Source organism: Thermosipho sp. (in: thermotogales) (assembly GCF_020054775.1).
Classification (GTDB): domain Bacteria; phylum Thermotogota; class Thermotogae; order Thermotogales; family Fervidobacteriaceae; genus Thermosipho; species Thermosipho africanus.
This window is the reverse complement of record NZ_JAIHAP010000019.1, coordinates 13,359-27,283: the sequence shown is the minus strand read 5'-3', so window position 1 is coordinate 27,283 and position 13,925 is coordinate 13,359. Positions and strand designations below refer to the sequence as shown.

At 32.4% G+C, this 13,925-nt stretch carries 16 protein-coding genes; 15 read left to right on the top strand and 1 reads right to left on the bottom strand.

The window, feature by feature from the left end; translation table 11 throughout:
• Positions 1 to 70 precede the first annotated feature (70 nt).
• The 15 genes from JG780_RS05005 (at position 71) to JG780_RS04935 (ending at position 13,586) form a co-directional block, all read left to right on the top strand.
• The gene (locus JG780_RS05005; RefSeq protein ID WP_287569403.1) at positions 71 to 811 is read left to right on the top strand and encodes a radical SAM protein; all 741 of its coding nucleotides are present in this window, start codon (positions 71 to 73) and stop codon (positions 809 to 811) included.
• 23 nt (positions 812 to 834) lie between these two features.
• Complete coding sequence (locus JG780_RS05000; RefSeq protein ID WP_287569402.1) at positions 835 to 1,767, top strand: ROK family glucokinase; 933 nt, start codon at positions 835 to 837, stop codon at positions 1,765 to 1,767.
• A complete protein-coding gene (locus JG780_RS04995; protein ID WP_287569401.1) occupies positions 1,745 to 2,569 on the top strand; it encodes a carbohydrate kinase family protein in 825 nt (274 codons plus the stop codon). The genes JG780_RS05000 and JG780_RS04995 overlap by 23 nt, the downstream gene beginning before the upstream one ends.
• An 11-nt stretch (positions 2,570 to 2,580) precedes the next feature.
• Positions 2,581 to 3,417 (top strand): sulfide/dihydroorotate dehydrogenase-like FAD/NAD-binding protein, encoded by an 837-nt coding sequence (locus tag JG780_RS04990; protein WP_012580226.1) that lies wholly within the window; start codon positions 2,581 to 2,583, stop codon positions 3,415 to 3,417.
• Positions 3,408 to 4,781: an NADPH-dependent glutamate synthase gene (gltA, locus tag JG780_RS04985; protein ID WP_287569400.1), complete on the top strand. Its 1,374-nt coding sequence runs from the start codon at positions 3,408 to 3,410 to the stop codon at positions 4,779 to 4,781. The genes JG780_RS04990 and gltA overlap by 10 nt, the downstream gene beginning before the upstream one ends.
• A gap of 304 nt (positions 4,782 to 5,085) precedes the next feature.
• Complete coding sequence (gene atoD, locus JG780_RS04980; protein ID WP_004101873.1) at positions 5,086 to 5,736, top strand: acetate CoA-transferase subunit alpha; 651 nt, start codon at positions 5,086 to 5,088, stop codon at positions 5,734 to 5,736.
• Positions 5,733 to 6,377, top strand: a complete 645-nt coding sequence (locus tag JG780_RS04975) for a 3-oxoacid CoA-transferase subunit B (protein ID WP_004101871.1) — start codon at positions 5,733 to 5,735, stop codon at positions 6,375 to 6,377. The genes atoD and JG780_RS04975 overlap by 4 nt, the downstream gene beginning before the upstream one ends.
• Positions 6,378 to 6,400: 23 nt before the next feature.
• Positions 6,401 to 7,603 (top strand): acetyl-CoA C-acetyltransferase, encoded by a 1,203-nt coding sequence (locus JG780_RS04970; RefSeq protein WP_004101869.1) that lies wholly within the window; start codon positions 6,401 to 6,403, stop codon positions 7,601 to 7,603.
• Positions 7,604 to 7,711: 108 nt separating this feature from the next.
• The gene (locus JG780_RS04965; RefSeq protein ID WP_287569399.1) at positions 7,712 to 8,098 is read left to right on the top strand and encodes a GntR family transcriptional regulator; all 387 of its coding nucleotides are present in this window, start codon (positions 7,712 to 7,714) and stop codon (positions 8,096 to 8,098) included.
• Positions 8,073 to 8,855 carry an ABC transporter ATP-binding protein gene (locus JG780_RS04960; protein ID WP_287569398.1) on the top strand — a complete coding sequence of 261 codons (783 nt, stop codon included), beginning with the start codon at positions 8,073 to 8,075 and terminating at the stop codon, positions 8,853 to 8,855. Before JG780_RS04965 ends, JG780_RS04960 begins: the two co-directional genes overlap by 26 nt.
• Positions 8,852 to 9,595, top strand: coding sequence for an ABC transporter permease subunit (locus tag JG780_RS04955; RefSeq protein ID WP_004101868.1), 744 nt, complete (start codon positions 8,852 to 8,854; stop codon positions 9,593 to 9,595). Before JG780_RS04960 ends, JG780_RS04955 begins: the two co-directional genes overlap by 4 nt.
• Before the next feature lie 2 nt (positions 9,596 to 9,597).
• The gene (estD, locus tag JG780_RS04950; protein ID WP_287569396.1) at positions 9,598 to 10,851 is read left to right on the top strand and encodes an esterase EstD; all 1,254 of its coding nucleotides are present in this window, start codon (positions 9,598 to 9,600) and stop codon (positions 10,849 to 10,851) included.
• 1 nt (position 10,852) lies between these two features.
• The gene (locus tag JG780_RS04945) at positions 10,853 to 11,179 is read left to right on the top strand and encodes a YbjQ family protein (protein ID WP_004101860.1); all 327 of its coding nucleotides are present in this window, start codon (positions 10,853 to 10,855) and stop codon (positions 11,177 to 11,179) included.
• A 155-nt stretch (positions 11,180 to 11,334) separates the two neighbouring features.
• Positions 11,335 to 13,131: a molecular chaperone DnaK gene (dnaK, locus tag JG780_RS04940; protein WP_004101858.1), complete on the top strand. Its 1,797-nt coding sequence runs from the start codon at positions 11,335 to 11,337 to the stop codon at positions 13,129 to 13,131.
• 26 nt (positions 13,132 to 13,157) lie between these two features.
• On the top strand, positions 13,158 to 13,586 hold the full coding sequence (locus JG780_RS04935) for an Hsp20/alpha crystallin family protein (RefSeq protein ID WP_004101856.1): 429 nt from the start codon (positions 13,158 to 13,160) through the stop codon (positions 13,584 to 13,586).
• 51 nt (positions 13,587 to 13,637) lie between these two features.
• Here JG780_RS04935 and fliE read toward each other — a convergent pair whose 3' ends face one another.
• Positions 13,638 to 13,925 carry a flagellar hook-basal body complex protein FliE gene (gene fliE / locus JG780_RS04930; protein WP_004101854.1) on the bottom strand — a complete coding sequence of 96 codons (288 nt, stop codon included), beginning with the start codon at positions 13,923 to 13,925 and terminating at the stop codon, positions 13,638 to 13,640.

Below are 13,925 nucleotides of genomic sequence, written 5' to 3'. Positions count from 1 at the left end.
TTCTTGGTTTAAATGGATGGATCCAACTTGATGAAAAAGATAGACTAACCACTAAGGCGGTGAATTTTAAATGGTAGTTGTTAACCCCTCCGGAACTCTGCCAATATCTGTTACCAAAGGATGTCCAATGAATTGTAAGCATTGTGGTGGTGTTTATGTAAAAAGTATGACACATATCGACAATATTGAAAGATATGTAAATAAATATAAATCTTTTTTGATAAGCGGCGGAATGTCTAAAGATGGCATTATACCTTTCTCACCATATCTAAACAAATTAAAAGAATTAAAAAGAACTTACAATTTACAATACAATTTCCACATAGGATTTCCAAAAGAACCTCCATTTGAAATAATCGATGTTGCTGATGTAGTAAGTTTTGATTTTTTTTCAGATGAAAATGTAATGAAAGAAGTTTATACAATTAGAAGAACAAAAGATGAAATACTTTCTTCAGTTTTACCACTACCTGTAAAAAAGGTACCACACATAACTATTGGTATTTTGTGTGGTAAAATTACACATGAGGAAAAAAGCATAGAAATATTAAAAGATTACTTTGATTCAATCGTTCTAAATATTCTTATTCCAACAAAAAACACGGCATACAAAGATTGTAATCCGCCATCTGTTGATGAAGTTGCTAAGGTATTTAACTTTGCAAAAAAACATTTTAAAAGTGTAATACTTGGTTGTATGCATCCTCATGGAAGTTATAGAAAACAACTTTTAGAAAAAATTAGCCCCGATGTATTTGTAAATTCTGCAAGCAAGAATTACGATTTTAAAGGCTGTTGCTCATTTTTGTAAAAATAAACAAAGGAGGATACAAAATGAATATAGTAGGAGTAGACCTTGGGGGAACATACGTAAAAATTGGGTTAGTTGATTCCAAAAACGGGAAAATATTAAAAAAATCATCAATTGAAACAAAAGTTGAACTTGGTGGAGAAGAAGTAGTTAAAAGAATAGCAAATGCAATAGTAGAACTTACTGAAGGAACTGATTATCACGCAGTAGGCATCGGCTCTCCAGGTTCAATAGACAAGGAAAATGGAATTGTTAGATTCTCTCCTAATTTTCCAGATTGGCATAATTTTCCTTTAGGTTCACTTCTATCAGAACTTTTGGGTAAAAACGTATACGTTGAAAACGATGCAATTTCATTTGCGTTAGGAGAAAAATGGTTCGGTGCAGGAATAGGAAAAAATCATATTGTTGCATTAACACTTGGAACCGGTGTTGGTGGTGGAGTAATTTCGCATGGAACTTTGATTACAGGTTCTACCGGAATAGGTGCAGAATTAGGCCACGTTATTATAAATCCAAATGGACCACTTTGTGGTTGTGGAAACTATGGATGTCTCGAGTCATACGCTTCTGCAACAGCAATTGTAAGGATGGCGACAGAAAGGAAGAAAAAATTTCCAGATTCAATAATATTTAAAAATGAAAAAGTTACAGCTAAAGCAGTTTTTGACGCAGCACGAGACGGTGATAGACTTGCTTTAATGCTAAGAGATGAAGTTGTTGAAGCACTTGCTATTGGTATAACAGGATTTGTTCATATTTTTAACCCTGAAGTAGTCATTATTGGTGGTGGTGTTTCAAGGGCTGGAGATATCTTGTTTGAACCACTTAGAAAAAGAGTTAATGAACTTGTAATGCCTACCTTTAAAGATACATTTGAAATAATTCAAAGCCCATTGGTTGAAAACGCTGGCATATTGGGGGCTGCTTCTATTGTTCTCCAAAGAGAAAACTGACGTTTTTTGTATTGGAAAAACTAATCTCGACATCTTTTATTACATTGACAAAATTAAAATTGAAGAAAATCATGTAGCAAATAACTTTGCATATTTTCCTGGTGGGAAAGCCACAAATGTCGCAATTAATCTTGCAAATTTAGGTCTTAAAGTTACTTTGATTTCTGCAATTGCTAATGATATTTTTGGAAGATATATAAAAGAAAAATTAGAAAATATCTTAATATTTAAACCACAAATAGTCAAAAATGAAAATACCGCTTTAACCAGCATCGTTGTAGAAGGTTCTGGGGCAAATACTATGTTTCACAATCTTGGTGCAAACCAGTTTTTATCACCTCAAGCAATACCTGATAATATGAATTTTGCATTTATACAAACTGGTATACCACAAGAAACTTTATTTAAATCTCTCCAATCATCAAAAGCAGCTTTTGTTGAACTTTCTGAAACTTCACAATTTGAAATATTAAAAAATTTTTCTGTTGAATATGTATCTTTGAATAAAGATGAACTAATAAAAATCTTCAAGGATGAAAATATCGAAAAAAATCTTGCAAAACTATCACATTTTGCAAAACACATAGTACTAAAAATGGGAAAAGAAGGAATAATTTATGCAGGCGATACAATAATAAGGAAAAAGGCAAAAAGCGTAAAAGTTGTAAATACGACAGGAGCTGGTGATGCAGTATCGGCTGCATTTATATATGGTACTATAAATGATTGGGAAATTGAAAAAACTTTGGATTTTTGTATCGAATTTGCAAGTAAAATAATTCAGAGTATTTACTCGACATAGGGGGTGTATCTTTGAAAAACAAGATCTTAGAAAAGAGAAAACTTGCATATGGTGTCCACGAATTTTGGATAGAAAATCCTACAGTATCGAAAAATGCAAAACCAGGACAATTTGTTATATTCAGATTATATGAAAATGGCGAAAGAATCCCTTTAACAATTTCTGCTATAAATAAAGATTCATTTAGAGTAATAGTTAAAGCAATTGGAAAAAGCACATATGAACTCTGTCGATTAAATAAAGGGGACTTTATTTTAGATGTTGTAGGACCCCTTGGAATGCCAAGTGAAGTTAAATATTACGGTAATGTTTTAGTAGTTGGAGGAGGAGTTGGAATTGCAGCAATTGCTCCTATTGTCAAAGAACTTTTAAAAGAAAAAAACAATGTTGATGTAATTCTTGGTGGTCGTAATAAAGAATACATTATTCTCGAAGATGAATTTAAGAATGCAAATAATATATATATAGTAACGGATGACGGTAGTCTCGGAGAAAAAGCATATCCACATCAATTCATGGAAAAACTAATGCAAGAAAAAAAATATGATATTATCTGGGCTATAGGTCCTTCAAAGATGATGAAAGCTTGTTCAGAGGTTGCAAAAAAGCATGATATAAAAATTTGGGTTTCATTAAATTCAATAATGGTAGATGGTACAGGCATGTGTGGTGGTTGCAGGGTAAGAATTGGAAATGAATTAAAATACACCTGCGTCGATGGTCCAGAATTTGACGGGAGACTCGTTGATTGGGAAAGTTTTGAAAAAAGACTTAATCAATATAGAGAAGAAGAAAAGATAGCACTTTCAAGATACTTACAGGAAGTTGGTGAACCAACATGGCTGTAAAACAAAGAATAGAGACAATTGAAAGGAAACCAAATGAAAGAAATAAAGATTTTAATGAAGTTAATCTTGGCTATACTCAAGAACTCGCAATTGAAGAAGCAAAAAGATGTATTCAATGTCCAAATCCTACCTGTGTACAAGGTTGTCCTGTAGGAATCGACATTCCAGGCTTTATCAAAAAAATTGCCGAAAAAGATTTTGAAGGTTCCTACAAAGTACTAAAAAAGTACAATAGTCTCCCGGCAATATGTGGCAGAGTTTGCCCTCAAGAAATTCAATGCGAGGGAAACTGTGTTTTAAATAAAGTTGATCAGCCAATATCAATAGGAGCATTGGAACGTTTTATTGCCGATTGGGCTATTAATAACAATATCGAAGAAGATACACTTCCTGAAAAAAGAATTAATAAAAAAATTGCAATAATAGGTGCTGGGCCCGCTGGTTTAACAACAGCCTCGGAACTTTCAAAAGCTGGTTTTTCAGTAGACATGTATGAAGTTTTTCATGACGTTGGTGGTGTTTTAATTTATGGAATTCCAGAATTTAGACTTCCTAAAAGTATTGTAAAAAAAGAAGCTCAGCTCTTAAAAAAACTTGGTGTAAATATATTTACAAATATTCCTGTTGGGCTTGCAATTCACCCAAAAGAATTGCTAGAAAAATACGATGCAATATTTATAGGCGTAGGGGCTGGAACTCCAAAATTTATGAATATTGAAGGAACAGAACTCAATGGAGTGTATTCAGCAAACGAATTTTTAACAAGAATAAATTTAATGAAAGCATATAAATTCCCACAAAGTGATACTCCGGTAAAGATCGGAGAGAAAATAGTAGTAATTGGTGGTGGAAACACGGCAATGGATGCTGCAAGAAGTGCATTGAGATTGGGAGCAGATGTTACAGTAGTATATAGAAGAAGTGAAAACGAAATGCCCGCAAGAAAAGAAGAAATTAAACATGCAAAAGAAGAAGGTGTTAAATTTCAAACTCTAACTCAACCTGTAAGATACATTGGAGATGAAAATGGAAATTTAATTGGTATTGAATGTATAAAAATGAAACTTGGTGGGCCTGATGAAAGTGGTAGAAGAAAACCTACTCCTATTCCAAACAGCAATTTCATCATAGAAGCAACTGTTGCCATAGAAGCAATTGGTACGAATCCTAACAAACTTTTGTTATCTCAATTCAAGGGACTTGAGCTAAATAAATGGGGATATATTAAAGCAGATGAGTTTGGAAGAACCTCTATTGAAAAAGTATTTGCAGGAGGAGATATAGTAACTGGTTCTGCAACAGTAATTCTCGCTATGGGGGCTGGGAAAAAAGCTGCAAGTGCAATAAAACTAGCTCTATCTTAAACTTTAAAAAGTTTTTTAACAGTTATATATCAAATATATAAAAACCCGTTTCTAGTTAATTCTAGAAACGGGTTTTACTTTTATTCAAACAACATTTAAACGAAGTTCTTTAAAATAGTCTATATTAAGCTTTTTTTCTTTTTTTAAAACAAAAATAAGTAAGAATCAAAATATTTCTCGGCTTAACATTTTAGTAACAAAAAGGTATAATAATTATTGTGAATTTATACACATCTTTTTATATTAAAGTTATAAACTTAATAAATTTGTATATTATTAATTATATAAAAAGGAGGGAAAAGCATTGAAAATCATTGATATTTCAGAGATAAAAAATTTGATTAAAGAAGGATCAACAATAATGATTGGTGGATTTTTGGGGGTTGGAACACCTGAAAAGATCATTGATGAAATCATTAAAAACAAAATTAAAAACCTAACGGTAATCGCAAACGATACGGCTTTTGAAGATAAGGGAATAGGAAAACTTGTAAAAAATAAACTCTGTAAAAAAGTAATAGTCTCACACATAGGAACAAATCCAGAAACACAAAGACAAATGATCGAAGGAACATTACAAGTAGAACTTGTACCTCAAGGAACCCTTGCTGAAAGAATTCGTGCAGGTGGTGTTGGTCTAGGAGGAATTTTAACACCAACAGGAGTTGGAACAATTGTTGAAGAAGGAAAACAAATTATAGAAATTGAAGGAAAAAAGTACTTATTAGAACTGCCACTTAGGGCTGACGTAGCATTAATAAAGGCAAAAAAAGCTGATTATATTGGAAACCTTGTTTTCAATTTAACCGCGGAAAATTTTAACCCCTTGATGGCACTTTCAGCCAACACAGTAATTGTAGAAGTAGAAGAAATTGTACCAACAGGAAGTCTTTCGCCAAATGAAATCAAAATTCCCGGAGTTGTAGTTGATTATATTGTGGGGGTGGAAAAATGAACCCAAAAGAAAAAATTGCAATAAGAGTTGCTAAAGAGTTAAAAGAAGGACAGCTTGTAAATTTAGGAATAGGTCTTCCAACATTAGTTGCAAATTACATACCAGAAAACGTACATGTATTTTTTCAAAGTGAAAACGGTATTGTAGGAATGGGACCTGCGCCTGAATCTGGTTTTGAAAACAAAGATCTTACAAATGCTGGGGGACAATTTGTTACTGCACTCCCTGGTGCAATGACTTTTGACAGTGCATTTTCTTTTGCTCTAATTAGAGGAGGACACCTAGATGTAACTGTACTTGGTGGATTACAAGTTGACGAAGAAGGTCATCTTGCAAATTGGATGATTCCTGGAAAGATGATCCCAGGCATGGGTGGTGCTATGGACCTTGTAACTGGAGCAAAAAAAGTAATCGTTGCCATGACACATACTGCAAAAGGAACACCTAAAATAGTTAAAAAATGCTCTTTGCCATTAACATCAATACGCAGAGTTGATTTAATAGTTACTGAACTAGCAGTTATACAACCAACGGATAATGGTTTATTACTAAAAGAAATAGCAAAGGAAACAACTTTAGATGAAGTTTTGAGTCTAACTGAAGCAAAATTAATAATCTCTGATGAGTTAAAAACATTTTAAATAAAGAGAAGGGGTGGAGGGATATGGTATACATAATAGGAGCAAAAAGAACGGCAATAGGGACATTTGCAGGGAGTTTAAAAGACATACCAGCTCCAAGACTTGGTGCAATTGCTGCAAAGGCAGCAATAAAACAAGCTGGGATTGAGCCATCTGATATTGATGAAACTATAATTGGCTCTATTCTTACAGCTGGACAAGGCATGGGACCTGGAAGACAAGTTGGAATTTATTCAGGTGTTCCAGTTGAAAAACCTGGATTTACTGTAAATATGCTTTGTGGCAGTGGAATGAAAGCAACAATGTTAGGTGCTGTTGACATTATGCAAAAGGAAGCAGAAGTCGTTTTGACAGGTGGTATAGAAAACATGTCAGCATCACCTTATCTTCTACCAGCAAGAGCAAGATATGGTCTTAAATTTGGAAATTTTGAAATGATTGATCACATGATATTAGATGGTTTAACAGATGTATTTAATAACGTACACATGGGAATAACAGCAGAAAATCTTGCAGAAAAATACAATATAAGTAGAGAAGAACAAGACAAATTTGCATATGAAAGCCAAATGAAAGCAAAAGCAGCAATAGAAAGTGGAAAGTTTAAAGATGAAATAGAAAAAGTAGAAATTGAGACAAAAAAAGGAACAATAATATTTGATACAGATGAGCATCCAAGATTCGATGTGACATTAGAAAAGCTTGCCAAACTAAAACCAGCATTCAAAAAAGATGGAACGGTAACGGCCGGAAATGCAAGTGGAATAAACGATGGAGGAAGTGCAATACTGCTTGCAAGCGAAAAATACATAGAAAAGAAAGGATTAAAACCTCTGGCAAGGATAGTAGCATGGGCACAAGCAGGAGTAGATCCAATGGAAATGGGCCTTGGTCCGGTACCAGCAACAGAGAAGGTATTACAAAAGGCAGGAATGAAAATGGAAGACATAGAACTAATAGAACTAAACGAAGCATTTGCAGCACAAAGTTTGGCAGTAATAAAGGAATGGAGTAAAAGATTTGGAGTAAGTGAAGAATGGATAAAAGAAAGGACTAACGTAAATGGAGGAGCAATAGCACTAGGACATCCAATAGGAACAAGTGGAAATAGAATAATAGTGACTCTTCTCTATGAGATGAAGAAAAGAAATCTAAAATATGGACTTGCAACATTATGCATCGGTGGAGGTATGGGTACCGCTGTTATTATTGAAAATATTCAATAATAATTCAACTTGAATCTTTATCCCCAAGCAAATTTTGCTTGGGGATTTTTTATTATTTGACAAGTTTCCACTGTAATATTATAATATTACAGTAGAAGGAGGTAAAATATGTGGTTTACTATAAATTTTTCTTCACACAAACCTGTATATAAGCAGATTATAGAAAACATAAAACTACAAATCATGAATAAAAAATTAAAAAAAGGAGATTTTTTACCATCTATTAGAAAAATGGCTGAAATGTTAGATGTAAATTTAAACACAGTTTCAAGAGCATACAGAGAGCTTGTAAGTGAAGGGATAATAGAGCCAATTAGAGGAGAAGGATACATAGTAAAAAAAGACATATTAGATAATTTTAATGAAGAACTTATCAATGAATTAACAATCATAGTAAAAAAGTGTATTAATGCAGGGATGAAAGTTGATGATATTTGTAACATAATAAAATCAGCGGGAGGGAAAAGAAATGATACTTCAAGTAGAAAATCTTAAAAAGTATTATAAATCAAAAAAAGCAGTAGATGGAATTTCTTTCAAAGTGGACAAGGGAGAAATTTTTGCTCTTCTTGGGCCCAATGGTGCAGGAAAAACTACAACTCTAAAATGCATAATTGGTTTAAGAAAAAAAGACGATGGCAAAGTAGAACTAAACGGAAACTTTACATATCTTCCTGAAAAAAAAGAACTGTATAAATCTTTAACAATAAAAAAGATGTTTGAAGTAACTCAAGAATTATCAAAACACTTTAACATTGAAAAGGCATTTGATTATTTAAAAGAATTTAATATTGAAAAAGATGAAAAAATAGCAAATCTTTCTCATGGAATGACAACACTGGTATATCTCTCAATAATTCTTTCTGAAGATGTTGATATCTACTTTTTAGATGAACCAACGTGGGGTCTTGACCCTCTAATGCAAAAAAGGGTAATTGAATCCATAAGAAGATTAGCTTTTGATGGAAAAACAGTATTTTATACAAGTCATATCCTTTCTGAAGTAGAAAAAATTGCCGATAAAGTTGCAATTATGAGCAAAGGACATATAGTAGAAATGGGATATTTGGATGAAATAAAAGAAAAATACGTTCTCTGCTCAACAAAAGAACACATCCAAGGATATTTGTACAAAAAAACAAATGATGAAAATATTTATCTGTGTAAAAAGGAAGAAGCAAAAGGCGATATTCAACCTGCAAATTTTGAAACTATTTTTGAAGCACTTGTCAAAGGAGGAGATAAAATATGAAAAGAGAATGGCTACAAATGAAAGTTAGGGTTATTAGCCTTTTTATTTTATTCACAATTCTTTTCTTTTCACTTGCACCATTTCAAAACTTTACAATAAACATATTAAATGAAAACTCAGAAGCTATTAAAAAATTCGTTGGAGAAAATTTTGTTGAAAAATTAAAAAACTGGGATTACTATATACTCTCTCAATGGTTTGGAAAAAACTTCGGCCAATTTATTCCAATACTAGCTATAATAATTGCGTTTCCACTTTTTTCAAGAGAATATGAAAATGAAACAATAACATTTTTATTATCAAGGCAAAATAGAAAAACTATCTTTCTTCAAAAAACTTTATTAAGTATTTTTGTACTCCTTATTTTAATTACCTACTTTTCTTACCTACCATCGATATATTCGTTGATAACCTCAAAAGAGTTATCAATTCTTACTGTTTCAAAATTTTATATCCACTCTCTCATTGGTTCATTCTTTTGGTTTTCAATAGCATTAGTATTCACAACATACTTTACCGACCAAGTAAAACCTATTCTTTCTTCTGCAGTAGTTTTAGGTTTAACAACCACACTAGGACTACTAAAACCACTTAAATTTTTTAATACATATAAATATATCCTCGGGTATTCAATCTTTGAAAAAGGAAAAGTTGATATTTCATATACAATTGCACTTACTATACTAAGTTTTATCTGTATCTACTTTTCATATCTAATCTTTAAAGAAAAGGAGGTTTAAATATGAAAAAAGTTATTTTTGCATTACTTGTTGTTTCAATAACTATTTTTCCTATAGAATACCAATTAGTAGCCCAATCATATTTTGAAGGTTTAATTTCCAAAAATTTTGAAAAGTGCTATGAGCTTTCTTCAGATATCTTGAAAAAACATCTTCCAATTGGCAAATTAAAAGAAATATGGGAAGGTATTGAACAAACCTATGGTCCATTTTCAAATATTATTAAAATCACTCCTATTGAAAAAAGTCCATATATGATTTACATATACACAGCAAAATTTCAAAAAGGAGCACTAAATATCTCAATAACTGTAAATAACCAAGGTAAAATAGATGGCTTATTTTTTAACATTGCTCAAAACCTTGAGTACAAAGCACCAAACTATGTAAAAAATGATAACTTTACTGAAAAAGATATTAAAGTAGGAGATTTACCCGGAAAACTAACGATCCCAAAAAATCCAACTGATGTTGCAGTAATTCTAATACATGGTTCAGGACCAAATGATATGGATGAAACAATTGGTCCAAATAAAATTTTTAAAGATATTGCATATGGACTTTCAAGCAATAATATAGCTGTATTAAGACACGATAAAAGAACTTTGCATCCAGAGCTTCTAAAAGATCCAGAGAATATAACTGTAAAAGAGGAAGTAATAGATGATGTAGAAAATGCTGTTAAACTTTTAAAAAAAGAAGGATATAAAAAAATATATCTGTTAGGTCACAGCCTTGGAGCATATCTTGCTCCATACATAGCCTATAAAAATCAAGATATATATGGATTAATTCTTCTTGCACCTCCTGCAAGAAATATAGAAGAAATAACACTAGATCAATTAGAATTTCTTGAAAAACTTTACTCTGGAAAAAATAAAGAAGAAATTAAAAAAGCAAAAGAAGAGGTAATAAAACTAACAAATAACAAAGCAAGCAAAAATGAAATAATTCTTGGAGCACCAGCAAGTTATTGGTACGATCTTAGAAATTACAATCCTTTAAAATATATAAAACAATTAAAAATTCCAGTACTAATGCTTTTTGGAGAAAATGATTATCAAGTTACTACAAAAGAATTTGAAATTTTCAAAAAAGAACTTTCAGAAAAGAAAAATATTAAAATTAAGATGTATTCTAATCTGACACATATTTTTACTCCAGGTGAAAAATCTCCATATTCATATTATATTGAAAACCAAGTTAGTAGAAAGGTAATCGAGGATATCGTATCATTTATAGAAGGGAGGAATTAAAATGATAATAACTACAACAGAGAATATTCATGGTTATGAAATTGTTGAAATATTAGGAATTGTAATGGGAAATATAGTTCAATCAAAACACTTAGGAAAAGATATCGCTGCCGCATTTAAAACCCTCGCCGGTGGAGAAATTAAAGCATATACAGAAATGATGACAGAAGCTAGAAACAAAGCAATAGAAAGAATGATAGACGAAGCAGAAAAAATAGGAGCAGATGCAGTGGTAAATGTAAGATTTTCAAGTTCTTCAGTAATGAGTGGTGCCGCAGAAATGCTTGCTTACGGAACAGCTGTAAAGATTAAAAAGTCAAATGAATAACAAACTTATGTAACAATTGCTATAATTTTTAGTAAATTTTCAATTACAATCAAGAATGCCTCTATTTATAGGCATTCTTGATTTTTATTATCTATATTATCACTCTTGACAAAAGACTGCTAATGTCATATAATATGTATCGGGAGGTGAAAGATATGGCAAATAAAAAAGAATATGTCGTAGGTATAGACCTGGGTACAACAAATAGTGTTATTGCATGGATGAAACCAGATTCTTCAGTTGAAGTTATACCAAATGCTGAAGGTGCAAGAACAACTCCATCAATAGTTGCATTCAGTAAAACCGGTGAAATTCTTGTAGGTGAACCTGCAAAAAGGCAGCTCATATTAAATTCTGAAAGAACTATTAAATCAATAAAAAGAAAAATGGGAACCGATTATAAAGTAAAAATCGATGACAAAGACTATACCCCACAAGAAATTAGTGCATTTATACTAAAGAAGCTAAAAAGAGACGCAGAAGAATACTTGGGCGGAGAAGTTAAAAAAGCTGTCATTACCTGTCCTGCATACTTCAATGATGCTCAAAGACAGGCAACAAAAGAAGCTGGTATAATTGCAGGTTTTGAAGTCTTAAGAATTATAAACGAACCAACTGCAGCAGCTCTTGCATATGGCCTTGATAAAAAAGGAAAAGAAGAAAAAGTTCTTGTATACGACTTGGGTGGAGGTACATTTGACGTTTCAATACTTGAAATTGGTGATGGAGTCATTCAAGTAGTTGCAACTTCCGGTAATAACCATCTTGGTGGTGACGATTTTGACCAAAGAATAATCGATTGGTTAGCAGAAGAATTTAAAAAACAACACGGTGTCGATTTAAGAGAGGACAAGCAAGCTCTTCAAAGATTGAGAGATGCTGCTGAAAAAGCTAAAATTGAGCTTTCAAGCAAACTTGAAACTGATATAAGCTTGCCATACATTACAGCTACAGCAGAAGGTCCATTACATCTTGAAATGAGACTAACACGTTCAATGTTTGAATCCTTAACAAGGGATCTTGTTGAAATGACAAGAAAACCAGTTGAACAAGCTCTTTCAGATGCTAAATTAAAACCAGAAGATATCGATGAAATAATCCTAGTAGGTGGTATGACAAGAGTTCCAATGGTTCAAAAATTCATCAAAGAAATATTTGGTAAAGATCCTAACAGAGGAGTCAACCCAGATGAAGCAGTAGCAGTTGGCGCAGCAATTCAAGCGGCAATTCTTGCAGGAGAAGAAGGCGCACAAGGAAAAGATATCGTATTAGTTGATGTTACGCCATTAACACTTGGCATAGAAGTAAAAGGTGGTTTGTTTGAACCAATTATCCCAAGAAATTCAACTATACCAATTAAAAAGAGTAAAGTCTTTACAACAGCAGAAGACGGTCAAACAGAAGTAGAAGTAAGAGTATACCAAGGCGAAAGGCCAATTGCAGCAGATAACATTTTACTTGGAAGCTTTAGACTTGTAGGAATTCCACCTGCACCAAGGGGCGTTCCACAAATCGAAGTAACATTCGATATTGACAGCGATGGTATTGTTCACGTTTCTGCAAAAGACCTTGGTACTGGAAAAGAACAATCAATGGTTGTATCCGGTAGACATCAATTAAGCGAAGATGATATCAACAAGATCATTGAAGATGCTAAGAAATTTGAAGAACAAGACAAGAGAAGAAAAGAAGAAGTAGAGCTTAAGAACAAAGCAGATGACCTTGCATACTACATAGAAAAATCACTAAAAGAATATGGTGACAAAATACCAGCAGATGAAAAAGACAAACTCGAAAACCTTGTTAAAGACTTAAGGGATGCAATAAATAAAAACGATATACCAAGAATAAAAATGTTGTTTGATGAACTTGACAGAGAAAAGACAAAAATCGGAGAGTATATATACAAGCAAAATCAACAAGGTGGAAATCAACAGGCTGAAAATCAATAATAAGAAATATAAAGGGAGGTGAGAGTATGTTAGCAAGAAGAAATTACTTTGATCCATTTGTAGAACTTCAAAGAGAGATTGACAGATTATTTGAAGACTTTGTAAGACCATCAAGGTTTGATACCACTCACTTCCCAAAAGTAGATGTTTATGAAACGGATAAAGAAGTTGTCATTGAAGCTGAACTTCCAGGTCTTAAAAAAGATGACGTTAAAATAACAATTGAAGATAACGTTCTTACAATAAAAGGAGAAAGAAAATTCAATCGCGAGGATAAAGGAAAGAACTACAAAATAATTGAAAGGGCAGAAGGATACTTCGAAAGGTCATTTGGACTTCCAGAATATGTTGACGTAGAAAAAATTAAAGCAAAATTCAATGATGGGGTATTGACAATTGAACTTCCAAAGAAAGAAACAAAAGACAAAAAAGTTATTGATATACAAGTTGAATAATAAAAGAAGGCTCCGAAAATTCGGAGCCTTCTTATTTTTTCACAAAGTTATTTAAAATTGCATCCTCATAATTTCCTTATACGCGTCAACAATCTTATTTCTTACCTCGACTGTAAGCCTCAATGAGACTGATGCTTTTTCAGCTTCTACAATAACTTCGTGGATATTGCTAATTTTTCCAGTTGCGAAATCATCTGCCATCTGCTCTGCTTTTTTTTGCTGATCATTTACGCTCTTTAGAGCATCATTAAGTATTTTAGTAAAATCCGTATTCTGTTTTTTTACACTTGAAGGTTTTAGATTTCCATAATTTCCTACACCGTTTATTTTATCTATCAT

Excerpts from the sequence above, each read along its gene's own strand:
- JG780_RS05005 (WP_287569403.1), top strand. The coding sequence starts at position 71 with ATGGTAGTTGTTAACCCCTCCGGAACTCTGCCAATATCTGTTACCAAA.
- JG780_RS05000 (WP_287569402.1), top strand. The coding sequence starts at position 835 with ATGAATATAGTAGGAGTAGACCTTGGGGGAACATACGTAAAAATTGGG.
- gltA (WP_287569400.1), top strand. The coding sequence starts at position 3,408 with ATGGCTGTAAAACAAAGAATAGAGACAATTGAAAGGAAACCAAATGAA.
- JG780_RS04975 (WP_004101871.1), top strand. The coding sequence starts at position 5,733 with ATGAACCCAAAAGAAAAAATTGCAATAAGAGTTGCTAAAGAGTTAAAA.
- JG780_RS04970 (WP_004101869.1), top strand. The coding sequence starts at position 6,401 with ATGGTATACATAATAGGAGCAAAAAGAACGGCAATAGGGACATTTGCA.
- JG780_RS04965 (WP_287569399.1), top strand. The coding sequence starts at position 7,712 with ATGTGGTTTACTATAAATTTTTCTTCACACAAACCTGTATATAAGCAG.
- JG780_RS04960 (WP_287569398.1), top strand. The coding sequence starts at position 8,073 with ATGATACTTCAAGTAGAAAATCTTAAAAAGTATTATAAATCAAAAAAA.
- JG780_RS04955 (WP_004101868.1), top strand. The coding sequence starts at position 8,852 with ATGAAAAGAGAATGGCTACAAATGAAAGTTAGGGTTATTAGCCTTTTT.
- estD (WP_287569396.1), top strand. The coding sequence starts at position 9,598 with ATGAAAAAAGTTATTTTTGCATTACTTGTTGTTTCAATAACTATTTTT.
- JG780_RS04945 (WP_004101860.1), top strand. The coding sequence starts at position 10,853 with ATGATAATAACTACAACAGAGAATATTCATGGTTATGAAATTGTTGAA.
- dnaK (WP_004101858.1), top strand. The coding sequence starts at position 11,335 with ATGGCAAATAAAAAAGAATATGTCGTAGGTATAGACCTGGGTACAACA.
- JG780_RS04935 (WP_004101856.1), top strand. The coding sequence starts at position 13,158 with ATGTTAGCAAGAAGAAATTACTTTGATCCATTTGTAGAACTTCAAAGA.
- fliE (WP_004101854.1), bottom strand. The coding sequence starts at position 13,925 with ATGATAGATAAAATAAACGGTGTAGGAAATTATGGAAATCTAAAACCT.